Origin of the sequence: Pseudomonas sp. R3-56 (genome assembly GCF_051132075.1) — a bacterium.
In the GTDB taxonomy this organism is placed as follows: domain Bacteria; phylum Pseudomonadota; class Gammaproteobacteria; order Pseudomonadales; family Pseudomonadaceae; genus Aquipseudomonas.
Map to the genome: position 1 here is coordinate 5,226,458 of NZ_CP071657.1, position 25,521 is coordinate 5,251,978.

Genomic DNA, 25,521 nt, shown 5'->3' on the forward strand with positions numbered 1-25,521 from the left:
CCTCAGGATTTGGCTTCAGACAGGCTGGAAATGTCGGCATCCCTGGCCGTTGGTTCCTTGAGCACGACACGCTTGATCGGGCCCACGATCACCAGGTAGCTGAACACCGCCATCAGCGCGTTGCAACCGACAAACACCAGCGCCCACTTGAACGAACCGGTGGAACTGATGATGTAGCCGATGACGATTGGCGTGGTAATCGACGCCAGGTTGCCGAAGGTGTTGAACAGGCCACCGCTCAAGCCGGCGATCTGTTTTGGCGAGGTGTCGGAGACCACGGCCCAGCCCAATGCACCGACGCCTTTACCGAAGAAGGCCAGGGCCATGAAGCCCACCACCATCCATTCGATGTCGACGTAGTTGCACGCCACGATGCTGCTGGACACCAGCAGGCCGGCAATGATCGGCGCCTTGCGGGCGAAGGTCAGCGAGTGGCCCTTGCGCAGCAGGTAGTCGGAAATCACCCCGCCAAGCACGCCACCGATAAAGCCGCAGATGGCTGGCAAGGACGCGATGAAACCGGCCTTGAGGATGGTCATGCCGCGTTCCTGCACCAAGTACACCGGGAACCAGGTGAGGAAGAAGTAGGTGATGCCGTTGATGCAGTATTGGCCCAGGTACACGCCGAGCATCATGCGGTTGGTCAGCAGCTGGCGGATGTAATCCCACTTCGGACCATCGGCTTTCTTTTCCTTGCCCTTGTCCTGGTCCATGTCGACCATCGCGCCATTGGACGCGATGTGATTGAACTCGGCCTCGTTGATCATCGGGTGCTGGCGCGGGCTGTAGATCACCTTCAGCCAGACCAGCGAGAACACGATACCGATCACGCCCATTACGATAAACACGTGCTGCCAGCCGAAGCGGTAGACGATCCAGCCCATCAGCGGTGCGAACAGTACGGTGGCGAAATACTGCGCCGAGTTGAAGATCGCCGAGGCGGTGCCGCGTTCCGCGGTGGGGAACCAGGCCGCGACGATACGGGCGTTGCCCGGGAAGGAAGGCGCTTCGGCCAGCCCGACCAGGAAGCGCAGCATGAACAGCGCCACCACGGCCGTGGACATGCCGAATTCACCGACATAGCCTTGCAGCACGGTGAACAACGACCAGGTGAAAATGCTCAGGGCATAGATTTTTTTCGAACCGAAACGGTCGAGCAGCCAACCACCAGGAATCTGCCCGGCCACGTAGGCCCAGCCGAAGGCGGAGAAGATATAACCGAGGGTGACGGCATCGATGCCGAGGTCTTTTTGCAGGCTGGAACCAGCGATGGCGATGGTGGCACGGTCGGCATAGTTGATCGTCGTCACCAAAAACAGCATGAGCAGGATCAAATAGCGGACGTGCGTCGGCTTGGTCTCTTGCATGTAATCTACTTCCACTATTTATTTTTATGCGGGAAATCAAATTGTACGGTCGGCGCCGGAGCCCGGCGCCGTCCGGTGTTGCGTATTACGAGCCGATGTAGGAGGTCTTCACCACGGTGTAGAACTCTTGCGCGTAGCGGCCTTGCTCCCGCGAACCATAGGACGAACCTTTGCGCCCGCCGAACGGCACGTGGTAATCCACGCCGGCGGTCGGCAGGTTGACCATTACCATGCCCGCCTGGGAATGGCGCTTGAAGTGGTTGGCGTACTTCAACGAGGTGGTGGCGATACCGGCCGACAGACCGAACTCGGTGTCGTTGGCCATCGCCAGCGCCGCCTCGTAGTCAGCCACGCGCACGACGTTGGCGACCGGGCCGAAGATTTCTTCGCGGCTGATGCGCATCGAGGCTTCACTGTCGGCGAACAGCGTCGGCGCCAGGAAATAACCTTCGGTGTCGCAGGTCACCACACCACCACCGCTGACCAACCGCGCACCTTCGCTCTGGCCGATGTCGATGTACTTCAAGTCCTGGTTGAGCTGGGCCTCGGAGACCACCGGGCCGATATCAGTGCCGGCCTTCAATGCATGACCGACCTTGATCGACTGCATGCGCTCGGCCATCGCCGCGACAAACTTGTCGTGGATACCGGCGGTGACGATCAAGCGGCTCGACGCGGTGCAACGCTGGCCGGTGGAGTAGAACGCGCTCTGCACCGCCAACTCGACAGCCTGCTTGAGGTCGGCGTCGTCGAGGATGATTTGCGGGTTCTTGCCGCCCATTTCCAACTGCACCTTGGCTTGGCGCGACACGCAGTTGACCGCGATCTGCCGGCCCACGCCCACGGAACCGGTGAAGCTGATACCGTCGACTTTCGGGCTGTTGACCAGGACTTCACCGACTACGCGGCCACTGCCCATGACCAGGTTGAACGCACCGGCCGGGAAACCGGCGCGGGAAATGATTTCGGCCAAGGCCCAGGCACAGCCCGGCACCAGCTCGGCGGGCTTGATCACCACGCAGTTGCCGTAGGCCAGGGCCGGGGCGATTTTCCACGCGGGGATCGCGATCGGGAAGTTCCATGGGGTGATCAGGCCAACCACACCAAGGGCTTCACGGGTGACTTCAACGTTGACGCCCGGACGCACCGACGGCACGTAATCGCCCGACAGGCGCAGGCACTCGCCGGCGAAGAATTTGAAAATGTTGCCGGCGCGAGTCACTTCGCCGATGGCTTCGGGCAGGGTCTTGCCCTCTTCCCGGGCCAGCAGCTGGCCGAGTTCTTCGCGGCGGGCGAGAATTTCGCTGCCAACTTTATCCAACGCGTCGTGGCGGGCCTGGATACCCGAGGTCGACCAGGCCGGGAACGCAGCACGAGCAGCGTCGATGGCGTCATTGACTTGAGCGGCGTCAGCCTTGGCGTATTCACCGATGACATCGGACAAGTCAGACGGGTTGATGTTGGCGCAATAGTCGGCACCGGCTACCCACTGACCGTTGATGTAGTTATCGAAACGCTTTGAATCTGCCACGGAGCTTCTCCTATTACAAAACCTGTCTAGGAACGCTGGGCGTCCCTGTACGCAAAAAGCCGCTGATTGCTCAGCGGCTTTGTCGGGTCTGTTACTGCTTGCCTTGCTTGTCGATCAGCGCGGCCAGGGCTTCGTATTCTTCTGGCAGCAGGTCGGTCAGCGGCGTGCGCACAGGGCCCGCGTCGTAGCCGACGATTTTCGCACCGGCCTTGACGATGCTCACCGCGTAACCGGCCTTGCGGTTGCGGATGTCCAGGTACGGCAGGAAGAAATCGTCGATGATCTTGCCAACGGTTTCGTGATCTTCGCGGGCAATGGCGTGGTAGAAGTCCATCGCGGTTTTCGGGATGAAGTTGAACACCGCCGAGGAGTAGACCGGTACGCCCAGCGCCTTGTAGGCAGCGGCGTAGACTTCGGCGGTCGGCAGGCCGCCCAGGTAGCTGAAACGATCGCCGAGGCGACGACGGATCGACACCATCAATTCGATATCGCCCAGGCCGTCCTTGTAGCCGATCAGGTTCGGGCAACGCTCAGCCAACTGCTCCAGCTGGGTGGCGTTCAGGCGGCAGACGTTACGGTTGTAGACCACCACGCCGATCTTCACCGATTTGCACACGGCTTCAACGTGGGCGGCAACGCCGTCCTGGCTGGCTTCAGTCAGGTAGTGTGGCAGCAGCAGCAAGCCCTTGGCACCCAGACGCTCGGCTTCCTGAGCGTATTCGATGGCCTGGCGGGTCGCACCGCCAACACCGGCGAGGATTGGCACGCTGGTGGCGCAGGTATCGACGGCAGTCTTGATGACTTGCGAATACTCACTGGCGGCCAGGGAGAAGAATTCACCGGTGCCGCCCGCTGCGAACAACGCAGAGGCGCCATACGGGGCCAGCCACTCGAGGCGCTTGATGTAGCTGTCGCGATTGAAATCGCCATTGGCAGTGAAATCGGTGACCGGGAACGACAGCAGGCCAGACGAGAGGATGGACTTCAGTTCTTGTGGATTCATTATTCGAACACCCTGGACGCAAATGTTGTGTTGTAGGAAAGCGGTTCAGCTTCGTGAGAAGTTGTAGGTCATCGTACAACTTAAAATCCGAACGTCAACTGAATTTCGTCAGCGGGTAGCGTTGTGGACGAGCGCATCCTCTTTCCCGGGGGTTCTGGACAGCGCGCGGCATACCCGAGGGCTCGTTACCACTAGCAGATCTGACAGTTGTGCCTCCGTGCAGTGGCTCGTAGGTTTGACGTGCGCACCCACGCGCCTCATGGCAAAAGGAAGACTGATCATGTCGTCAAAAAAACCCGTCTCACCAACCCTGAGGGATCGCAATGGCACGGCAATCAGCCGGATCGTTAAAAGCGAATTCGAAACCGTATATATCCATGTGGATACCAGTGGACTAGCTGGGAATAACGTGGAGGTGACGGCTTACTTCAATATTTTGACAACGACGAAATGGGCTGAAACGAAGATCTGGACCCCAGGCACGACTGAACTCAAGTTCGAGGTTGGGTACGGCAGTTACGGTGTCCACCTAGGAACAGCGACGATCTTCTATACCACTCTTGATGGTAAATCTGACGAGCTTCACGTACCGATTGTCGAATAGCTACCGAGCCCTTCCAAATGAACTACACGTTTGACATGAGCCGCCCCCAACCGAGTCGTGGGCGGCTTACAAGGAGTTAGATCATGGCTATGTTCGACCCACCCATCCTGTCGATCAGTTTGTCGGCTTTGGGAAATACCCTGGATGTCTTGATCCCTGATGCCGACGGGATTTCCGCCGACTGGTGGGTTTTTCCGACGCTTCGCGCCGATGACCTCCCTGAGTGGGAAGGAGAACAAGTGCCTGCGGGCAGATGGGACGACCCCGACCAAGGGCCGATTAAATTGACGGGATTACGGGTGACCGTGCCCGAGAAAGAGCTGAGAAGGTATATCGGAAAGGAAGTTGAATTGCAGTACCGGTTTGCCAACGAGTCCAGCCAGGACATCCATTCAGCCCCGGTGAAGTTGAAGATCGAGAAGTAACCGTCCTCCCCGTAAGGTGGGTTATCTGCTGAATCAGAAGCCAACACAGGGACCTCCGTGGCGAGGGAGCTTGCTCCCGCTTGAGTGCGAAGCACTCATATAGAGAGGGGCTGCTGCGCAGCCCAGCGGGAGCAAGCTCCCTCGCCACGAAAAGCAGCGAAGGTCAGCCTTGTGCTTGCGCCTCTTCATGGGCCTGGCGCAGCCGCTCGCGGCTGTTGGTCAGGTGCAGGCGCATGGCCGCGCGGGCCGCATCGGAGTCCCTGCGGGCGATGGCTTCGTAGATTTCTTCGTGCTCGCGGCTCAGGCGATCCATGTAGTGCTGCTGGTCATCATGGGCCAGGCGCGCCGAGTTCAGCCGGGTGCGCGGGATGATGCTGGTGCCCAGGTGGGTCATGATGTCGGTGAAATAGCGGTTGCCGGTGGACAAGGCGATTTCCAGATGGAAAGCGAAGTCCGAGGCCACCGCGTCGCTGGCGTGGGCCGCGCTTTCATTCAGGGCGTCGAGCGCCGCGCGCATCGCTGCCAATTGTTCGTCGCTGCGGCGCTGCGCCGCCAGCCCGGCCGATTCCACCTCCAGGCTGATGCGCAATTCCAGGATCGCCAGCACGTCACGCAAGGTGACCACCGTCGCCGGGTCGATGCGAAAGCCGCTCGGGCTCGGCGTGTCGAGCACGAATGTACCGATGCCGTGGCGGGTTTCCACCTGCCCTGCCGCCTGCAAACGGGAGATCGCCTCGCGCACCACGGTACGGCTGACGCCATGGGCCTCCATGATCGCCGACTCGGTGGGCAATTTATCGCCACGCTTGAGCAGACCGTCGCGAATCTGCTCGGACAGCACCGTCACCAGCTCCTGCGCCAGGCTGCGGCGCTTGCGGGGAAGACGTGGGACGTTGAGCGGGTTTTCCATGGTGTATCTCTATTTTGACAAGCGGCTGAATACGCATCATAGCGCAACGTGGTTGTACGATCACCGTTGGTGCAAAAACCGAGTCGCTTTCATCGCGAGCAGGCTCCCACGGGGACCGGCTGTAGACATAAACCTGCGATTCGCCAGCACCCCTTGTGGGAGCGAGCCTGCTCGCGAAGACGGTGGGTCAGACACTTCAACCGCAACTGACACACCGCCTTCGCGAGCCTGCTCGCTCCCACATCAGGTTTGGGGGTTTCAGGCGGTTACGGCCTGCTCCACCAGTTGGCCATTCTCGATGCGCACATGTCGCCCATGGAAACGTTTCAAACTGCTTCGATGGCCGACGCTGATGATGCTCAGGCCTGGCAGCTGGTCGAGCAACGCCTGGTACAGCGTTGCCTCGTCTTCTTCATCCATCGCCGACGTTGCTTCATCCATATACAGCCATAGCGGCGCATACAGCAACGCACGGGCGAAGGCCAGGCGCTGCTGTTCGCCCGGCGAGAGCATGCGTTGCCAATGGTTGCTTTCGTCCAGCCGCGAAATCAGGTGCGGCAGGCGACAGGTTTCCAGCACCTGTGCATAACGTTCGTTGGGGTAGATATCGCCCGCTTGTGGATAACTCAATACCTCGCGCAGGCTGCCAATCGGCAGGTAAGGCTTTTGCGGCAGGAACAGATAACGCGCCGAAGGCAACAGGATGCTGCCGTGCCCGGCGGGCCACAAATGCCCCATCGCCCGCAGCAAGGTGGACTTGCCACTGCCGGAACGCCCGCTGAGCATCACCCGCTCACCCGGTTCGACACTCAGTTCAGCGCGGGTCAGCAAATGACGACCGTCGCTCAGGTCCAGCCCGAGGTTGCGGACTTTCAGTTCGTTGCCCTGGTTCTGCACATCGATGGCCGGCACCCGGTCTTCGTTGTCGCTCATGGCCTGGCGGAAACTCAGCAGACGGTCACAAGTGGCGCGCCAGGCGGCGAGCGAGGCGTAAGCATCAATGAACCAGCTGAAATTCTCCTGCACATTGCCGAACGCCGAGTTGATCTGCATGAGCTCGCCCAGCTGGATCTTCCCGGAAAAATAACGCGGCGCAGCGACGATAAACGGAAAGATGATCGCGATCTGCCCATACCCAGAGGTAAAGAACGTCAGGCGCTTGGACACGCGCATGATGTCCCAGAAGTTGTGCCACACCAGGCCGAAACGCTCGCTCAGGCGGCGGTTCTCGTTGGGTTCGCCGTTGTACAGCGCAATGCTCTCGGCGTTTTCCCGCACCCGCACCATGGAAAAACGCAGGTCGGCTTCGAAGCGCTGCTGGTTGTTGTTCAGCCCGATCAGGCGTCGACCGATCAGATGTGTCAGCCAGCTGCCCACTGCCGCATACAGCAGCGCACACCAGAACATATAGCCTGGGATCGTGTAGCCGAACACTTCGATGCTGCCCGACACGCCCCACAGAATGATCGAGAACGACACCAGGCTGACCACGGTACGCAGCAGCCCCAAGCCCAGGCTCAACGTGGTGGAAGTGAAGCTGTTGAGGTCTTCGGAAATCCGCTGGTCAGGGTTGTCGGTGTAGCCGCCCTGCTCCAGCCGGTAATAATTCTTGTCGTTCAGCCAACGGGCAAAATGCTGCTCGGTGAGCCAGGCCCGCCAGCGAATCGTGAGCATCTGGGTGAGGTACAGACGATACACGGCGCCGAGGATCGCCACCGTGGCGATGCCGCCGAAATACAGGATCAACTTCCAGAACGCCTCGCTGTTCTTTTCCTGCAGGGCGTTATAAAAATCCTTGTACCAATTGTTCAGCCACACCGAAATCGCCACGCTGAACAGCGACAGCGCAATTACGGCGATCAACAGCGTCCAGGCCTTGCCCTTCTCCTCACTGCGCCAGTATGGCGTGGTCATTTGCCAGACACGGCGGAAAAACTGGCCGCGCACCGCGTCATTGACCGCGGAATATTCAGCGTTCTGATTCATGGTTAAGGCTCGATAAGGGGAAAACTCGGGCCGATCATAAAGCAACGGCCCGATGTGTCGCGAGGGTGGACAGCATTCGTTCAGCGCAGGTTCAGCGACGTACCGGACGCTTCTGCAATTTGCGTTGCAAGGTCCGCCGGTGCATGCCCAGGGCGCGGGCGGTGGCGGAGATGTTGCCTTCGTGCTCGGTCAGCACCCGCTGGATGTGTTCCCACTGCAGGCGGTCCACCGACATCGGGTTTTCCGGCACCAGCGTGTCCAGGTCGGCATGCTCGGACAACAGCGCGGCCAGCACGTCGTCGGCGTCGGCCGGTTTGCACAGGTAATTGCAGGCGCCGCGCTTGATCGCCTCGACCGCCGTGGCGATGCTTGAATAACCGGTGAGGATCACCACGCGCATTTCCGGGTCGAGTTCCAGCAGCTTGGGCAGCAGCACCAGCCCGGAGTCGCCATCCATCTTCAGGTCGAGGGCGGCGTAGTCCGGCAGGTCGGCCTGGGCGATGGTCAGGCCCTCTTCGGCGGAGCCGGCGGTGCTGACGCGAAAACCGCGTCGGGACATGGCCCGGGCCATGACGCGGGTGAAGGTGGCATCGTCGTCCACCAGCAACAGGTGCGGCAGTTCTTCGCCGTCGACTTGGATCTCGTCACTCATATTCGTCTCCTCGGTCGGCATGGGGCAGGCGCAGCTCGGTGAGCGTGCCGCCCTCCTCATGGGGGTAGAGTTTCACCGAGCCGCCGGCGCGTGTCACGCTGGCCTTGCTCAAAAACAGGCCGAGGCCGAAACCCTTGCCCTTGGTGGTGTAAAACGGTTTGCCGATCTGCTCGGCAATCGCCAGCGGCACACCGGCGCCGTGGTCGCGAATGCAGATCGTCAGTTCATAGGCGTTCCAGTCCAGCACCACTTCCAGGCCTTCGGGACAGGCGTCGGCGGCGTTATTCAGCAGGTTCAGCAAGGCCTGGGTCAGGTCCGGCGGCGGCGCCATGCGCGGCACCGTGCCCTGGCCCAGGCACTGGAAGCGATAACTGGCTTCGGGGCGCATCAGGTGCCAGCGATTCAGGGCCTCGTCGAGCCAGTCGGTGACGTCCTGCATTTCGATGGCCAGCCGGCGGTTCGCCTCGGCGGCACGCACCAGGTATTGCAGGGTTTCCTTGCACAGCTGGACCTGGTCCTGCAGCACGCTGAGGTCTTCCTGCAACGCCGGGTCGTGATGATCCTGGCGCATTTCCTTGAGCAGCACGCTCATGGTCGCCAGCGGCGTGCCCAATTCATGGGCGGCGCCGGCGGCCTGGGTCGCCACGGCCAGCAATTGCTCGTCGCGCAGGCCCTCTTCGCGGCGAATCGCCCGCAGCTCTTCCTGGCGACGCAGCTCTTCGGCCATGCGCGCGGCAAAAAACGTGATGACCGCGGCGGCCAGGGCAAAACTCAGCCACATGCCGTAGATCTGCAGGTTTTCCCGGGCGATGGGGAAGGTTTCCAGCGGATAGAACCGCGCCAGCAACAAGGTGTACAGCGCCAGGGCGATGCCGGACAGGATCAGCGAAAAACGCCACGGCAGCGTAACCGCAGCAATCGTCAGCGGCACCAGGTAATACGACACGAAGGGGTTGGTCGACCCGCCGGAGAAATACAGCAGCGCACTGTGGATAAACAGGTCGCAGGCCAGTTGCACGGCATATTCAAGCTCGGTCACCGGCCAGGAAGTGCGCAGGCGAATCGCCGTCAATGCGCAGAGTACGCTGGAGCACACCAGGGTAATCGCCAGTTGCAGCCAGGGCAGCGGCAGCAGGTCGAACCAATAGGCAAGCCCCACGGAGCCAGCCTGGGCCGCGAGGACCAGAATGCGGATGAACGTCAGACGCCAGAGGTTCTGGCGCGAAGCGGAAGTCATTTGCAAAGGGGCGAGCATGAGCTCTCCTGATGAGCGCTCCAGGCGGATCGCACGGAGTATAACCAAGGCGCGGCGGGCATAGGCGAAGATGCGGCAAAGCGCCACAGCTTCCCGCCTTGCCGCAGCCTCCTGTGGCGAGGGGGTTTATCCCCGCTGGACTGCGCAGCAGTCCCGATAGTGTCATGACCTGATTCAGTGTGATGGCTGATCTTTTGGGGGCGCTTCGCGCCCAGACGGGGATAAATCCCCTCACCACAGAAAGCCTTCGCCGGGCATCATCTGTATAGAAGTTGTAACTGTGCGAACCCGCCCATAAAAGCTAGAGTCTTATCGTTCACGCAGGCTCGGAACCTACCCCTGCGCATCATCCCAAGGAGCTTTCATGCACACGTTCAGTCGCCCCGCCGCCCTGCTCGCCCTCAGCCTAGGCGCCGTCGCCAGCCTGCCGGCCCTGGCCGCCGATGAGCTGCACTACAACCAGATCTCCCTGCACGCCGAAGCCAGCCAGGAAGTGGCCCGCGACCTGATGATCGTCACCCTCTACACCGAGGAACAGAACACCGACCCGGCCAAACTCGCCGCCGCCGTCAGCACCACGCTGAACAAAGCCATCGGCCAGGCCAAGCAAGTCAAGGACATCAACCTGCGCCAGGGCAGCCGCAACAGCTACCCGGTCTATGACAACAAAGGCGGGAAAATCACCGGCTGGCGCGAACGCGCCGAGCTGCGCCTGGAAAGCGCCGACTTCGCCGCCCTGTCCAAACTCACCGGCGATCTGCTGGGCGACATGAAAATGGCCGGCATGGATTTCGCCATCGCCACCGCCACCCGCCAGACCAGCGAAGACGCCCTGCTCAAGGATGCCGTCAACGCCTTCAAGGCCCGCGCCCAACTCGCCACCGAAGCCCTGGGCGGCAAGGGCTACAAGATCGTCAACCTGAACTTCAACACCAACGGTTACCCACAACCGTACATGCGCCCGCAAATGATGATGAAAGCGGCATCCATGGACGCTGAGTCGGTCACGCCTGAGGTTGAAGCCGGCACCAGCAAAGTGACCATGACCGCGGATGGGGTGGTTGAGGTGTTGATGCAGTAATGATTGGCGGTGGCCAGCCAGTATCACCGGCTGACTACCGCGTCCCCGTGGCGAGGGAGCTTGCTCCCGCTGGGGCGCGAAGCGGCCCCAACAGCAACGATTCAGGCTGACCGACACTCCGAGGCGTCTGGTTTTGGGGCTGCTGAGCAGCCCAGCGGGAGCAAGCTCCCTCGCCACAAGGAGATCAAGGTGCCGGGCTGGCCTGTGCTTCAAGCTGGTCCAGCGCCTTGTCCACCAGCAACTGGCACAACTCCACCAACTGATGAATCCCCAGCGCCACGCTGCGCCGCGTGCCCTCCACTTCAAAGGCCAGATCCTCGGCCATGGCTTTGATCGAGGCCAGGGTTTCCGAGGTACTGCTCAGCAGCGTGTCGGCGTCGGCATCCGCCGTGACGGAGAACAGACTGTCAATGCGTGGATCGGTACTTTTTTCAGGTGGTTTCGGGTTGAGGTAATGATCGAGGACTCGCTCGGCGGCTGCGCGGTCTTTCAGCAGTTCTTCGATGGAATCGAAGCCGGCAAGCGGGTTGAGTTTGTTGAAGGGTGGGTCGGGGACTGGCTTATCCATTTTTTTACCTATTAGTGATGAGAGCCATCACTTACCGTTTCTCACTCGGCAAATGGGTGGCAGCTGTGTGCAGGGGTGAGAAATCCGAGAATAGGTACTCGGCCAGACCGAGGTCTGCCCGCACACAGCCGCCATAACGCATCTACAGGCAGCGGATAAGCTGGCTGCAATTATGCAGGTATCGAGGCTGGATGCCTATTATTCGGGTTTCTCACGCCCGGCCGCTGAGTGGCAGCGACAACCAAAAGACTAGAGACCGCACTTCCGACCGGCAACCCTAAAAACACGTCGGACATTTCCTTTTGTAAGGCCGAATGTTCCTAAGCTTTCGAAGGACGCATGCCACCTAACAACCCGACACAACCTCCGTGGCGAGGGAGCTTGCTCCCGCTGGGCCGGTCCGACGCTTCGGGCGCAGCAGTCCCAAAACCAGACACCTCGGTGTGTCAGATGTACAGAGTCGCTGTTATTGGGCCGCTTCGCGCCCCTGCGGGAGCAAGCTCCCTCACCACGGGGAAAGTGGTCGGCCAGCGATTTATGGCGGCCTTTAGAACGCCTTCGCGAGCAGGCTCGCTCCCACAATGGGGTTGCAATACCAGCGCAAAAACAGGTGGGATGTCGAGCCGGCTCGTCCAAGCGCTATACCCAAACCCAACGGTCACCCTCACTTTTAGATATTTCCTACGCGCCCGCCCCACCCGCTACCCTTCAGAAAAACCGTCATCAAGATCTAAGGGATTTCATGGACAGAACCACCTTCAAACCCCTCTTGCTTACGCTTGCCCTGCTGAGCGGCGCCCCACTGGCCCAGGCCGCGACCACCCTGGTCTATTGCTCCGAAGCCAGCCCCGCCGGCTTCGATCCCAGCCAATACACCAGCGGCACCGACTTCGATGCCTCGGCCGAAACCGTCTTCAACCGCCTCACCCAGTTCAAGCGCGGCGGCACCGAAGTCGAGCCCGGGTTGGCGTCAAGCTGGGACGTATCCGCCGATGGCCTGGCCTACACCTTCCACCTGCGCGAGGGTGTGAAGTTTCATACCACCGACTATTTCACCCCGAGCCGCGACTTCAACGCCGACGACGTGCTGTTCACGTTCCAGCGCCTGCTCGATCCGCAACATCCGTTCCGTCAGGCCTACCCCACCGAGTCGCCGTACTTCACCGACATGGGCCTGAACACCACGATCAAAAGCGTCGAAAAAATCGATGAGCACACCGTGCGCTTCAGCCTGAACAACGTCGACGCCGCATTCGTGCAGAACCTGGCGATGAGTTTTGCCTCCGTGCAGTCCGCCGAGTACGCAGCGCAGCTATTGAAGGAAGGCAAGGCCGGCGACCTCAACCAGAAGCCCATCGGCACCGGGCCGTTTGTGTTCAAGCGCTATCAGAAGGATTCGCAGATCCGCTACGCCGCCAACACGGCGTACTGGAAACCCGAGGACGTTAAGCTCGACAACCTGATTTTTTCCATCACCCCGGACGCCGCCGTGCGCCTGCAAAAGCTCAAGCGCGGCGAATGCCAGGTCAGCGGTTATCCGCGTCCGGCCGACATCGAAGTGATGGAGCAGGACCCGAACCTGCGCGTGCTCAGGCAGCCCGGTTTCAACCTGGGTTTCCTCGCCTATAACGTGACGCATCCGCCGCTGGACCAGCTCAAGGTCCGTCAGGCGCTGGACATGGCCATCGACAAGCCGGCGATCATCAAGGCCGTGTATCAGGGCGCCGGGCAGTTGGCGCAGAACGCCTTGCCCCCGGCCCAATGGTCGTTCGACCCGGCGATCCAGGATGCGCCCCATGACGTGACCAAGGCCAAGGCGCTCCTCAAGGAAGCCGGGGTTGCGCCCGGTACAACCATTGATTTATGGGCAATGACGGTGCAGCGCGCCTCCAACCCCAATGCGCGAATGTCTGCGCAAATGATCCAGCAGGACTGGGCCAAAGTTGGCATAAAGGCCAACATCGTCAGCTACGAATGGGGCGAGTACATCAAGCGCGCCAAGAATGGTGAGCATGACGCGATGATCTACGGCTGGACCGGCGACAACGGCGATCCGGACAATTGGCTCGGCGTGCTGTACAGCTGCGCGGCGGTCAAGGGCAGCAACTACGCCAAGTGGTGCGACCCGACCTACGACCGGCTGGTCCAGCAGGCCAAGGTCTCGACCGACCGCCAGCAACGCATCGACCTGTACCGCCAGGCGCAGAAAATCCTCAAGCAGCAGGTGCCCATCACGCCCATCGCCAACTCGACGGTGTTCCAGCCGATACGCAAGGAAGTGGTCGATTTCAAGCTCAGCCCGTTCGGGCTTACACCCTTCTACGGCGTGGGTTTGAACAAGTAAAACCCGCCCCAGGCCGGTGCGTTGCAGCCTCGCAGCGCACCGGTACGGAGCGCCGCTTGCCCCAAAAAAACCTGCGCAAACGTTCAAATGCGTCAAAAGTTATAAAGATGCGACATTAAGGTACGTACGTGCCACTGTTTCAGACTTGAAACCGCTCTGGATCTTGCATTGGGTATGGGGCCTGCATAAGTATCCGCAGGACGACTCACGAGGTCGCCCTCAAATCCAAAAATGACAACAAATCATGAGGCCAACATGCTTAAACACGCGGTCATTCCGTTTTTAGTCGGCGCAGGCTTGTTAGCCAGCGCTCCTTTCGCTTCCGCCGCGACTAACCTGGTGTTCTGCTCCGAAGGCAGCCCGGCCGGTTTTGACCCTGGTCAGTACACCACCGGAACCGACTTCGATGCCTCTGCAGAAACCATGTTCAACCGCCTGACCCAGTTTGAGCGCGGCGGTACCGCCGTGATTCCTGGCCTGGCCACCAAGTGGGACATTTCCGAAGACGGCCTGACCTACACGTTCCATCTGCGTGACGGCGTCAAGTTCCACACCACCCCGTATTTCAAGCCGACCCGTGAATTTAATGCCGATGACGTGCTCTTCACGTTCAACCGCATGATCAACAAGGACGATCCGTTCCGTAAGGCGTACCCAACCGAATTCCCGTACTTCACCGACATGGGGATGGACACCAACATCACCAAGGTCGATAAAGTCGACGACCACACCGTCAAGTTCACCCTCAAGGATGTCGACGCCGCGTTCATCCAGAACCTGGCCATGAGCTTCGCCTCGATCCAGTCCGCCGAGTACGCCGCCCAGCTGCTCAAGGATGGCAAGGCCCCCGACATCAACCAGAAGCCGATCGGCACCGGCCCGTTCGTGTTCAAGAGCTACCAGAAAGACTCCAACATCCGTTACACCGGCAACAAGGACTACTGGAAGCCTGAAGACGTGAAGATCGACAACCTGATCTTCGCCATCACCACCGACCCGTCGGTGCGTATCCAGAAGCTGAAGAAGAACGAGTGCCAGATCACCCTCTTCCCACGCCCGGCCGACCTCAAGGCCCTCAAGGACGACAAAGCGCTGAAGATGCCTGACCAGGCGGGTTTCAACCTGGGCTATGTAGCTTACAACGTGATGGAAAAAGTCAAAGGCGACGACAAGCCCAACCCGTTGGCTGACCTGCGCGTTCGTCAAGCCTTGGACATGGCTGTAAACAAGCAACAGATCATCGACTCGGTGTACCAAGGTGCGGGACAACTGGCAGTCAACGCCATGCCTCCGACCCAATGGTCCTACGACACCACCATCAAAGATGCCAAATACGACCCTGAAAAAGCCAAGGCTCTGCTCAAGGAAGCCGGCGTCAAGGAAGGCACAGAGATCGTTCTGTGGGCCATGCCGGTTCAGCGTCCGTACAACCCGAACGCCAAACTGATGGCGGAAATGCTGCAGAATGACTGGTCCAAGATCGGCCTGAAGGTCAAGATCACCAGCTATGAGTGGGGCGAGTACATCAAGCGCTCCAAGGGCGGCGAGAACCAGGCCATGATCATTGGCTGGAGCGGCGACAACGGTGACCCGGACAACTGGCTCAACGTGTTGTTTGGCTGCGACTCGCTGCAAGGCAACAACTTCTCCAAATGGTGCGACAAGAAGTTCGACGGCCTCGTCAAGGAAGCCAAGCGCACCACCGACCAGGCCAAGCGCACCGACCTCTACAAACAGGCGCAACACGTCCTCAAGGACGCCGTGCCGATGACACCTATCGCTCACTCGACGGTGTATCAACCCATGCGCGCCAACGTGCAGGACTTCAAGATCAGCCCCTTTGGCTTGAACTCCTTCTACGGCGTTAGCGTCAGCAAATAAAGGTAATCAACGGCGGCGTTTCCAACGTCGCCGTTGCTTTATCTGCCGAGACAAAGACTTGGAAATTGCCTACATCCAAAAGCACTGCGTACCACAGCAGTTGGTTTAGGACGTGTCGCCTTTTCCACAAGTCTTTCAGGCATTACGCATATACCGCCTGGCCCACGACCCATACCGTCGGGGCCGGACGATTTGCCAGTCCTGCGGCAGCGCTGTTCACGCATTGGAATGAGCCCAGTGCCCCGGCCCCGTCCCTGGAAGGACACCGGTTCACTGTCAAACACCCCGAACGAGAGAGGGAGCGTCATGCGCCATACCTTGGTTTTATCCGCATTGCTGGGCACCGGCCTGCTGGCCGCTACATCCGCGGCCCAGGCTGCCGGCGGCAGCTTGGTGTTCTGTTCCGAAGGCAGCCCTGCCGGTTTCGACACCGCGCAATACACCACCGCGACCGACAACGATGCCGCCGAACCGCTGTACAACCGCCTGGCCGAATTTGAAAAAGGCGCGACCAATGTCGTGCCGGGCCTGGCGACGAGCTGGGACATTTCCGAAGACGGCCTGAAATACACCTTCCACCTGCGCGAAGGGGTGAAATTCCACACCACCGACTACTTCACGCCGACCCGGGATTTCAACGCCGACGACGTGCTGTTCACCTTCAACCGCATGCTCGATCCGCAGCATCCGTTCCGCAAGGCCTACCCCACCGAGTTCCCGTACTTCAACGGCATGAGCCTGAACAAGAACATCGCCAAGGTCGAAGCGACGGGGCCGTTGACGGTGGTCATGACGCTCAACAGCGTGGACGCCGCGTTCATCCAGAACATCGCCATGAGCTTCGCCTCGATCCTTTCGGCCGAGTACGCCGACAAGCTGCTCACTAGCGGCAAGCCGAGCGACATCAACCAGAAGCCGATCGGCACCGGGGCTTTCGAGTTCAAGAGCTACCAGAAAGACTCCAACATCCGCTACGTCGCCAACAAGCAGTACTGGGCGCCTGAGCGGGTCAAGCTGGACAACCTGATCTTCTCGATCAACACCGATGCGTCGGTACGGGTGCAGAAGCTCAAGGCCAACGAATGCCAGATCACCCTGCATCCACGTCCGGCCGATGTGCCGGCGCTGAAGAACGATCCCAAGCTGCAACTGATCGAGAAACCCGGCTTCAACCTCGGCTACATCGCCTATAACACCCGCCACAAACCCTTCGACCAGGTCGAAGTGCGCCGGGCGCTGGACATGGCGGTGAACAAGCAGGGCATTCTCAACGCCGTGTACCAGGGCGCGGGGCAGTTGGCGCAAAACTCGATGCCACCCACCCAATGGTCCTACGACGACACGATCAAGGACGCTCCCTACGACCCGGAAAAAGCCAAGGAGCTGCTCAAGGCCGCCGGGGTCAAGGAAGGCACCGAAATCACCCTCTGGGCCATGCCCGTGCAACGCCCGTACAACCCCAACGCCAAGCTGATGGCCGAGATGCTCCAGTCCGACTGGGCGAAGATCGGCTTGAAGGTGAAGATCGTCACCTACGAATGGGGCGAATACATCAAGCGCACCAAGAACGGTGAGCACGACATCAACCTGATCGGCTGGACCGGCGACAACGGGGACCCGGACAACTGGATGGGTACGCTGTACAGCTGCGACGCCATTGGTGGCAACAACTACTCCCAATGGTGTGACCAGGACTACGACAAGCTGATCAAGCAGGCCAAGATCGTCACCGACCGCGAGCAGCGCACCGTGCTCTATAAACAGGCCCAGCAGTTGCTCAAGCAGCAAGTGCCGATCACGCCTATCGCCCACTCGACGGTCAACCAGCCGCTGAGTGCCAAAGTCGAAGGGTTCAAGGTCAGCCCCTTCGGTCGCAACGTCTTCTCGGGCGTCAGCCTGAACCCATAACCGTTTAGCCATGCAGCGAGGGCTTCCTTTGGAAGCCCTCCGCCAGCGTTTTGCCTTAATTCGCCGATCAAGCGCCTGGCAAACGTTTGCAAGCTGTAAATGAGTTGTAAACCAATAGCCGTATCACCGAAAAAGAACGGCATAAAAAAGAAAGAAAAAGGAGCGTTACCCATGAAACTGAGCAGCACCGCGATACTGGCCCTGGCCATCAGCAGCGTTACGGCCACGGCTTACGCTGAATCTGTCAGTCAGGAATTCGTTCCTACCGCGCTGGCCGACAGCAGCGCCCAAAGCGAAGCAAAAGGTTTCATCGACGGCCAAAGCCTGGGGGGCACGACGCGTAACTGGTACTCCAACGAGTTGAAACGCCGCGACGACCGATTCAGCTACAAGCCAAATAGCGTAAAAAATGACCCTACCGTGCCAGCGACGCCGATCGCTCGTCGTATCAACTGGGTCCAGGGCACCATCGTCAACTACACCTCGGGCTTTACCCAGGGCACCGTCGGCGTCAGCACCGAAGTCGCCGCCTACAACGCTATCGTGCTGGACCGGGATCGCAAGCACATCGCCGGTGGCTCCAACCGCACCCTGGCGGACTCCAACGGCGATGCCGTGGACCAGTGGAGCAAACTGGGCCTGGCCAACGCCAAGTTCCGTGTATCGAACACCACTCTGACCGCGGGTCGCCAGAATTTCAGTACGCCGATCATCGACGTCATCGGCAACCGTGCATTGCCTTCGAGCTTCGAGGGTATCAGCCTGCACAGTGAAGAATTCAACAACCTGTCGTTCGATCTGGCCGGCTTCGACCGCGTTTCGCCACGGACCGAGCAGAGCTTGTCGAAATTTCGTACCGAGTATTCCGCCACTGGCGTGGAAACCGACAAGGTCTACACCGCCGGTGTGAACTACCAGCCGTTCAAGAGCCTGAAAACCAGCCTGTATGGTGCCAAGGTTGAGGACTTCTGGAACCAGTACTACTTCGGCGCTACCCACGAGCTGGGTGATAGCCAGGTACTCAGCCTGACCACCAGCCTGAATTACTACAAAACCGTCGACGAAGGCAAAAAACTGATGGGGAATATCGACAATGATACCTACTCCCTGTCGCTCGGCCTTGCTCACCAGGCCCACAGCCTGACGTTCTCCTACCAGGAAGTGAACGGCGACGAGTACTTCGACTACCTGCACGAAACCAACGGCATCTACCTGGCCAACTCCCTGCTGTCGGACTTCAACAGCCCGAACGAGAAATCGTTCCAGATCGCCTACGGCCTGAACATGGCCGAGTATGGCGTTCCAGGCCTGAAGTTCAACATCTACCAGGCACGTGGCTGGGGCATCGACGGCACGCATTACCGAGGCACGGCCTACACCTCCCCAGGCGCCCAGCGCGGCGACCTGAGCCTGATGGACGGCGAAACTCACTACGAATATGGCGTCGGCGCCTCCTACGCCGTGCAGAGCGGCCCGCTCAAGGCCACCGCGATTCGCGCGACCTACACCACGCACCGCGCCAGCGAAAACCAGGCTGATGGCAACATCAACGAATTCCGCCTGGTCACCACCATCCCGTTCAACATTCTCTAACCTTTCCACCGACGGTCGACCCACAAGGTTGACCGTTCGGTTTTTTGCCGTTCAACCGATTGCAGAGGATTGACGATGAACATGAACCCCCTACGCGCCGCCATTGCCGCCGCACTGCTGAGTGTTGCCGTTGGCGCCACGGCCAAACCCCTGGTGGTTTGCACAGAAGCCAGTCCGGAAGGCTTCGACATGGTCCAGTACACGACTGCAGTCACCGCCGACGCCGTGGCCGAAACGATCTTCAACCGCCTGGCCGACTTCAAGCCCGGCACCACCGAAGTGATTCCGGCCCTGGCCGAGTCCTGGGACATCAGCGACGACGGCCTGACGTACACCTTCCACCTGCGCAAAGGCGTCAAGTTCCACACCACCGATTACTTCAAGCCGACCCGCGACATGAACGCCGACGACGTGGTCTGGAGCTTCCAGCGCCAGCTGGACCCGAATCACCCGTGGCACAAACTGTCGAGCGTGGGTTTCCCGTATTTTGAAAGCATGGGTTTCAAGGAACTGCTCAAGAACGTCGAAAAAGTCGACGAGCACACGGTCAAGTTCACCCTGACCCGCCGCGAAGCACCGTTCCTGGCCGACATCGCCATGGCGTTCTCCTCGATCTACCCGGCCGAATACGCCGACCAGTTGCTCAAGGCAGGCAAGGCCGGCGAGCTGAACAACAAGCCGATCGGCACCGGGCCGTTCATCTTCCAGCGCTACAACAAAGACGCCCAGGTCCGCTTCAAGGCCAACCCGGACTACTTCCGGGGCAAGCCGCCGGCCGATGCGCTGGTGCTGGCGATCGCCACCGATAACAATGTGCGCATGCAAAAACTCAAGACCAATGAGTGCCAGATTGCGCTGTACCCGAAACCGGACGATATCCCCAGCATCAAGAAAGACCCCAACCTGAAGGTCACCGAGCTGGATGCGATGACCGTTTCCTACACCGCCCTGAACACCAGCCACAAATACATGAGCGACGTGCGGGTGCGCAAAGCCATCGACCTGGCCTTCGACAAGGAAGCCTACGTCAACGCGCTGTTCGGCAAGGGCAACGCCACCGCCGCGGTCAATCCGTACCCGCCGACGCTGCTGGGTTACAACCACGACCTGAAGAACCCGACCCGCGACCTCGACAAGGCGCGCCAGTTGCTCAAGGAAGCCGGCGTGCCGGAAGGCACCGTGTTTACCCTGTTCACCCGCAACGGCGGCGGTCCGACCAACCCCAACCCGATGCTCGGCGCGCAAATGATGCAGGCCGACCTGGCGAAAGTCGGGATCAAGGTCGATATCCGCGTGATGGAATGGGGCGAAATGCTCAAACGCGCGAAAAACGGCGAGCACGATATGGTTTCCGCCGGATGGGCGGGCGATAACGGCGACCCGGATAATTTCCTGACGCCTATGCTCAGTTGCGAAGCCGCCAAGAACGGCGAAAACTACGCGCGCTGGTGCAACGAGAAATTCCAGGCGCTGCTCGACCAGGCACGCGCCACAGTGAACCCCGAGGAGCGTGCCAGGCTCTATGAGCGGGCCCAGGTGATTTTCAACCAGGACCAGCCATGGATCAGCATGGCCCACACCCGCATGTTCACGGCAATGCGCAAGAACGTAGAGGGTTATGTAATTAGCCCGCTCACCACCAACAACTTCGCCACCACCCAGGTGAAGTAGATAAGAAAACGCCCTTCGACACTTGACCCCAAGCGTCGAAGGGCACGCCTAACCGGCTGATGAGGTACACCTGAAGATGTTTAGTTTTATTGCCCGCCGACTGGGATTACTGATTCCCACGTTCTTCGGCATCACCTTGCTGACCTTCGCGTTGATTCGCATGATCCCCGGCGACCCCGTGGAAGTGATGATGGGCGAACGTCGGGTCGATCCCGAAATGCATGCTCAGGCAATGGAACGCCTTGGCCTGAACAAACCGCTGTATGCCCAGTACCTGGACTACATCGGCAAACTGGCCCAGGGCGATCTTGGCGAATCGCTGCGTACCCGTGAAAGCGTATGGACCGAGTTCAGCTCGCTGTTTCCCGCGACCCTGGAACTGTCCCTGGCCGCGCTGCTGTTCGCCGGTATCCTCGGCCTGCTGGCCGGGGTGATCGCGGCGCTCAAGCGAGGATCCCTTTTCGACCATGGGGTGATGGGCATCTCCCTGGCGGGGTATTCGATGCCGATCTTCTGGTGGGGCCTGATCCTGATCATGTTCTTCTCGGTGTCCCTGGGCTGGACACCGGTGTCGGGACGGATCGACCTGCTCTACGACATCGAGCCGAAAACCGGCTTCATGCTGATCGATACGCTGCTGGCCGATGAGCCGGGCGCGTTCCTCGACGCGTTGCATCACCTGATCCTGCCGGCCATCGTGCTGGGCACCATTCCGCTGGCGGTGATCGCCCGCATGACCCGCTCCTCGATGCTCGAAGTGCTGCGCGAGGACTACATCCGCACGGCCAAGGCCAAGGGCCTGTCGCCGTCGCGCGTGGTGTTCGTGCACGGCCTGCGCAACGCCCTGATCCCGGTGCTGACCGTGGTCGGCCTGCAAGTCGGCACGCTGCTGGCCGGCGCGGTCCTGACCGAAACGATCTTCTCCTGGCCGGGCATCGGCAAGTGGCTGATCGAAGCCATCGGCGCCCGGGACTATCCCGTGGTGCAGAACGGCATCCTGTTAATCGCCTGCCTGGTGATTCTGGTCAACTTCGTCGTGGACATTCTCTACGGCTTTGCCAACCCACGTATCCGTCACCAGCGCTGAGATCAAGACCATGAGTACTCCAACTACCGCGGTAGCAGTCGATCAAAGCCTGCTGTACCCGTCCCCATACAAAGAATTCTGGCAGGCGTTTTCCCGCAACAAGGGCGCCGTCGCCGGGCTGATGTTCATGATCCTGATCGTGTTCTGCGCACTCTTCGCCCCGTGGGTCGCGCCGCACGACCCGAGCGAGCAATACCGCGACTTTCTGCTGACGCCGCCGGCGTGGCTCGAAGGCGGGCAGATGCAGTTCCTGCTGGGCACCGACGAACTGGGCCGTGATTTGCTCTCGCGCCTGATCCAGGGTTCGCGGCTGTCGCTGCTGATCGGCTTGTCGTCGGTGGTGATGTCGCTGATCCCGGGCATCCTGCTGGGGCTGTTCGCCGGGTTCTTCCCGCGCATCCTCGGCCCGACCATCATGCGCCTGATGGACATCATGCTCGCCCTGCCCTCGCTGCTGCTGGCCGTGGCGATCGTCGCCATCCTCGGCCCTGGCCTGATCAACACCGTGATCGCCATCGCCATCGTCTCGTTGCCGTCCTACGTGCGCCTGACCCGCGCCGCCGTGATGGGCGAGCTGAACCGCGACTACGTGACCGCCGCCCGCCTGGCCGGTGCCGGCCTGCCGCGCCTGATGTTCATCACCGTGCTGCCCAACTGCATGGCACCGCTGATCGTCCAGGCGACCCTGAGCTTCTCCTCGGCGATCCTTGACGCCGCCGCCCTGGGCTTCCTCGGCCTCGGCGTGCAACCGCCGACCCCTGAATGGGGCACCATGCTGGCCTCCGCCCGCGACTACATCGAACGCGCCTGGTGGGTTGTGAGCCTGCCTGGCTTGACCATTTTGCTCAGCGTGCTGGCAATCAACCTGATGGGCGACGGTCTGCGCGATGCGCTGGACCCGAAACTCAAGAATGCCGCCTGAGGAGATTCCCATGTCACTGCTAGAAATCAAGAATCTCAACGTCCGCTTCGGCGACGCCACCGCCGTGCCGGTGGTCGACGGCCTGGACCTGAGCGTGGATAAAGGCGAGGTGCTGGCGATCGTCGGTGAATCGGGCTCGGGTAAATCCGTGACCATGATGGCGCTGATGGGCCTGATCGAGCACCCCGGCATCGTTACCGCCGATGCGCTGAACTTCGACGGCAAGAACATGCTCAAGCTGAGCAACCGCCAGCGCCGGCAGATCGTCGGCAAGGACCTGGCGATGGTTTTCCAGGACCCGATGACTGCGCTCAACCCCAGCTACACCGTGGGTTTCCAGATCGAAGAAGTACTGCGCCTGCATCTGAAGCTGTCCGGCAAGGCCGCCCGCAAGCGCGCCATCGAACTGCTGGAAAAAGTCGAGATCCCGGGCGCCGCCAGCCGCATGGATGCCTACCCGCATCAACTGTCCGGCGGCATGAGCCAGCGCGTGGCGATTGCCATGGCGATTGCCGGCGAGCCGAAACTGCTGATCGCCGACGAACCGACCACCGCTCTGGACGTGACCATCCAGGCGCAGATCATGGACCTGCTGCTGGCCCTGCAGAAAGAGCAGGACATGGGCCTGGTGCTGATCACCCATGACCTCGCCGTCGTGGCTGAAACCGCCCAGCGCGTGTGCGTGATGTACGCCGGCCAGGCCGTGGAAGTGGGCCAGGTGCCGCAGCTGTTCGACATCCCGGCCCACCCGTACAGCGAAGCGCTGCTGGCGGCGATTCCGGAGCACAGCATGGGCGCCGAGCGCCTGGCGACGTTGCCGGGGATCGTGCCCGGTCGCTACGACCGCCCGCAAGGCTGCCTGCTGTCGCCGCGCTGCCCGTACGTGCGCGACAACTGCCGCCAGGAGCGCCCTGCGCTCGATCCGAAATCCAACAGCCTCGCCCGCTGCTTCTACCCGTTGAACCAGGAGGTGGCGTGATGGCCGTCGTACTTACCGCCCGTGACCTGACCCGTCATTACGAAGTGTCCCGTGGCATGTTCAAGGGCCATGCGACCGTGCGCGCCCTCAACGGTGTGTCGTTTGAACTTGAAGCCGGCAAGACCCTGGCCGTGGTGGGTGAATCCGGTTGCGGCAAATCCACCCTCGCCCGGGCCCTGACGCTGATCGAAGAGCCGTCCGCCGGTTCCTTGAAAATCGCCGGCCAGGAAGTGGCCGGCGCCAACAAGGCCGAGCGCAAGCAACTGCGCAAAGACGTGCAGATGGTCTTCCAGAGTCCTTATGCGTCCCTCAACCCGCGGCAGAAAATCGGCGATCAACTGGCCGAGCCGTTGCTCATCAACACCAACCTCTCGGCCACCGAGCGTCGCGACAAAGTCCAGGCGATGATGAAGCAGGTGGGCCTGCGCCCCGAGCATTACCAGCGCTATCCGCATATGTTCTCTGGCGGCCAGCGCCAGCGCATCGCCCTGGCCCGCGCCATGATGCTGCAACCCAAGGTGCTGGTGGCGGACGAACCGACCTCGGCGCTGGACGTGTCGATCCAGGCCCAGGTGCTGAACCTGTTCATGGATCTGCAACAGGAGTTCAACACCGCCTACGTGTTCATCTCCCATAACCTGGCGGTGGTGCAGCATGTCGCCGACGACGTGATGGTGATGTACCTCGGCCGCCCGGTAGAAATGGGCCCCAACGAGTCCATCTACAGCCGCCCGCTACACCCCTACACCCAGGCGCTGCTGTCGGCCACGCCGACCATCCATCCGGACCCGAACAAGCCGAAGATCAAGATCGTCGGCGAACTGCCCAACCCGCTCAACCCACCGTCCGGCTGCGCCTTCCACAAGCGCTGCCCGTATGCGACTGAGCGTTGCAAGACCGAAGAACCGGCGCTTCGCCCACTCGATAACCGGTTGGTGGCGTGTCACTACGCCGAGCGGTTCCTTGACGGCGCGGCGTAAGGCTAAAAAGCAGCAAAACACTTAAGGCAAGAAAAGCCTTTGTGGCGAGGGAGCAAGCTCCCTCGCCACAGGAAATAAAAAAACCCTCCAGACCAACTCGGACTGGAGGGTTTTTTATGCAGGGCATCTACGTCTGGCTATCGCCCTCTTCATCCTCATCGCCATCCGGTGTGTCGATTGGCGAACCATCGTCATCCTCGCCATCGTCCGGATCGCCTGCGTCCGCATCGGTCGCGGCAAGCATCAACTCGCCTTGAACCACCGAGCCATTCGACGCGTGCTTCTCGTGCTCATCGCATTCGGCCCACGCAGCGGTGGAACCGAGGGACAGCATCACCAACACCTTTAGAAAAAACATCATGCGCAGCAGCTTATTCATAGCCAATTCCTTCTTTACCGGATAAAGCCGGGGCCGACGGTGCTCAGGAAATACTGTTCCGAACAGACCGGTTCATCAGATAGGACGCCACGGAACAGCCAGAAATGCCGCTCGTCTAAAGATCGGTTTCGAATAAGGTTTATTCCTAAACCCAATAACACCAAAAGGTCCAATGTGGGAGCGAGCCTGCTCGCGAAGAGGCCAGCACATCCAGCATCCAGGCAAGCTGACCCACCGCCATCGCGAGCAAGCTCGCCCCACAGGGATTATGGGTGGCCGGGGATTGGAAAACTAGCGCAGGACTAATGTGGGAGCGAGCCTGCTCGCGAAGAGGCCCGCACATCCGGCATCCAGGCAGGCTGACCCACCGCTTTCGCGAGCAGGCTCGCTCCCAC

Annotated in this window: 21 protein-coding genes; 12 read left to right on the forward strand and 9 right to left on the reverse strand. The window is 60.6% G+C overall.

The genetic code is table 11. From position 1 onward, the window contains the following. Positions 1-2: 2 nt before the first annotated feature. From J3P96_RS23835 to kdgD, 3 genes are all read right to left on the reverse strand, one after another. The gene (locus J3P96_RS23835; protein ID WP_434626133.1) at positions 3-1,367 is read right to left on the reverse strand and encodes an MFS transporter; all 1,365 of its coding nucleotides are present in this window, start codon (positions 1,365-1,367) and stop codon (positions 3-5) included. Positions 1,368-1,452: 85 nt separating this feature from the next. Next, positions 1,453-2,898 (reverse strand): aldehyde dehydrogenase family protein, encoded by a 1,446-nt coding sequence (locus J3P96_RS23840; RefSeq protein WP_434653682.1) that lies wholly within the window; start codon positions 2,896-2,898, stop codon positions 1,453-1,455. Positions 2,899-2,989: 91 nt separating this feature from the next. Beyond that, the gene (gene kdgD / locus J3P96_RS23845) at positions 2,990-3,901 is read right to left on the reverse strand and encodes a 5-dehydro-4-deoxyglucarate dehydratase (protein ID WP_186613371.1); all 912 of its coding nucleotides are present in this window, start codon (positions 3,899-3,901) and stop codon (positions 2,990-2,992) included. Between the two features lie 280 nt (positions 3,902-4,181). On the opposite strand from kdgD, the gene J3P96_RS23850 reads away from it, so the two are divergent. Then, positions 4,182-4,505, forward strand: coding sequence for a hypothetical protein (locus J3P96_RS23850; protein WP_434653683.1), 324 nt, complete (start codon positions 4,182-4,184; stop codon positions 4,503-4,505). An 83-nt stretch (positions 4,506-4,588) separates the two neighbouring features. After that, on the forward strand, positions 4,589-4,930 hold the full coding sequence (locus tag J3P96_RS23855) for a hypothetical protein (protein ID WP_434653684.1): 342 nt from the start codon (positions 4,589-4,591) through the stop codon (positions 4,928-4,930). 163 nt (positions 4,931-5,093) lie between these two features. Here the strand turns inward: J3P96_RS23855 and J3P96_RS23860 are convergent, their stop codons facing one another. The 4 genes from J3P96_RS23860 to J3P96_RS23875 form a co-directional block, all read right to left on the reverse strand. Then, the gene (locus tag J3P96_RS23860) at positions 5,094-5,840 is read right to left on the reverse strand and encodes a FadR/GntR family transcriptional regulator (RefSeq protein ID WP_434626136.1); all 747 of its coding nucleotides are present in this window, start codon (positions 5,838-5,840) and stop codon (positions 5,094-5,096) included. A 258-nt stretch (positions 5,841-6,098) separates the two neighbouring features. Continuing rightward, a complete protein-coding gene (locus tag J3P96_RS23865) occupies positions 6,099-7,826 on the reverse strand; it encodes an ABC transporter ATP-binding protein/permease (protein WP_305496838.1) in 1,728 nt (575 codons plus the stop codon). Positions 7,827-7,917: 91 nt separating this feature from the next. Continuing rightward, positions 7,918-8,478, reverse strand: a complete 561-nt coding sequence (locus J3P96_RS23870) for a response regulator transcription factor (RefSeq protein WP_003177957.1) — start codon at positions 8,476-8,478, stop codon at positions 7,918-7,920. Further along, a complete protein-coding gene (locus tag J3P96_RS23875) occupies positions 8,471-9,733 on the reverse strand; it encodes an ATP-binding protein (protein WP_434602815.1) in 1,263 nt (420 codons plus the stop codon). Before J3P96_RS23875 ends, J3P96_RS23870 begins: the two co-directional genes overlap by 8 nt. Positions 9,734-10,097: 364 nt before the next feature. Between J3P96_RS23875 and J3P96_RS23880 the strand changes: the two genes are divergently transcribed. After that, the gene (locus J3P96_RS23880) at positions 10,098-10,814 is read left to right on the forward strand and encodes an SIMPL domain-containing protein (protein ID WP_434653685.1); all 717 of its coding nucleotides are present in this window, start codon (positions 10,098-10,100) and stop codon (positions 10,812-10,814) included. A gap of 184 nt (positions 10,815-10,998) precedes the next feature. Here the strand turns inward: J3P96_RS23880 and J3P96_RS23885 are convergent, their stop codons facing one another. Beyond that, positions 10,999-11,382, reverse strand: a complete 384-nt coding sequence (locus J3P96_RS23885; protein ID WP_434653686.1) for a DUF6124 family protein — start codon at positions 11,380-11,382, stop codon at positions 10,999-11,001. A 742-nt stretch (positions 11,383-12,124) separates the two neighbouring features. Here J3P96_RS23885 and J3P96_RS23890 point away from each other — a divergent pair. The 9 genes from J3P96_RS23890 (at position 12,125) to J3P96_RS23930 (ending at position 24,747) form a co-directional block, all read left to right on the forward strand. Beyond that, positions 12,125-13,726: an ABC transporter substrate-binding protein gene (locus J3P96_RS23890; protein WP_434653687.1), complete on the forward strand. Its 1,602-nt coding sequence runs from the start codon at positions 12,125-12,127 to the stop codon at positions 13,724-13,726. 255 nt (positions 13,727-13,981) lie between these two features. Then, positions 13,982-15,607, forward strand: coding sequence for an ABC transporter substrate-binding protein (locus tag J3P96_RS23895; protein WP_434653688.1), 1,626 nt, complete (start codon positions 13,982-13,984; stop codon positions 15,605-15,607). 306 nt (positions 15,608-15,913) lie between these two features. Continuing rightward, positions 15,914-17,515 (forward strand): ABC transporter substrate-binding protein, encoded by a 1,602-nt coding sequence (locus J3P96_RS23900; RefSeq protein ID WP_434626141.1) that lies wholly within the window; start codon positions 15,914-15,916, stop codon positions 17,513-17,515. Positions 17,516-17,686: 171 nt separating this feature from the next. Then, the gene (locus J3P96_RS23905; protein WP_434653689.1) at positions 17,687-19,108 is read left to right on the forward strand and encodes an OprD family porin; all 1,422 of its coding nucleotides are present in this window, start codon (positions 17,687-17,689) and stop codon (positions 19,106-19,108) included. Between the two features lie 75 nt (positions 19,109-19,183). After that, positions 19,184-20,779, forward strand: coding sequence for an ABC transporter substrate-binding protein (locus J3P96_RS23910; RefSeq protein ID WP_434653690.1), 1,596 nt, complete (start codon positions 19,184-19,186; stop codon positions 20,777-20,779). A gap of 76 nt (positions 20,780-20,855) precedes the next feature. Continuing rightward, positions 20,856-21,866, forward strand: a complete 1,011-nt coding sequence (locus J3P96_RS23915) for an ABC transporter permease subunit (protein ID WP_305496852.1) — start codon at positions 20,856-20,858, stop codon at positions 21,864-21,866. 10 nt (positions 21,867-21,876) lie between these two features. Further along, positions 21,877-22,788: an ABC transporter permease subunit gene (locus J3P96_RS23920; protein ID WP_186639586.1), complete on the forward strand. Its 912-nt coding sequence runs from the start codon at positions 21,877-21,879 to the stop codon at positions 22,786-22,788. 10 nt (positions 22,789-22,798) lie between these two features. Further along, the gene (locus J3P96_RS23925) at positions 22,799-23,767 is read left to right on the forward strand and encodes an ABC transporter ATP-binding protein (RefSeq protein WP_434653691.1); all 969 of its coding nucleotides are present in this window, start codon (positions 22,799-22,801) and stop codon (positions 23,765-23,767) included. Further along, positions 23,767-24,747, forward strand: a complete 981-nt coding sequence (locus J3P96_RS23930; RefSeq protein ID WP_305496858.1) for a peptide ABC transporter ATP-binding protein — start codon at positions 23,767-23,769, stop codon at positions 24,745-24,747. The genes J3P96_RS23925 and J3P96_RS23930 overlap by 1 nt, the downstream gene beginning before the upstream one ends. 127 nt (positions 24,748-24,874) lie before the next feature. On the opposite strand, the gene J3P96_RS23935 is transcribed toward J3P96_RS23930, so the two are convergent. After that, entirely contained in the window at positions 24,875-25,126 is a 252-nt protein-coding gene (locus J3P96_RS23935) for a hypothetical protein (protein WP_434653692.1), read from the reverse strand. Positions 25,127-25,521 lie beyond the last annotated feature (395 nt).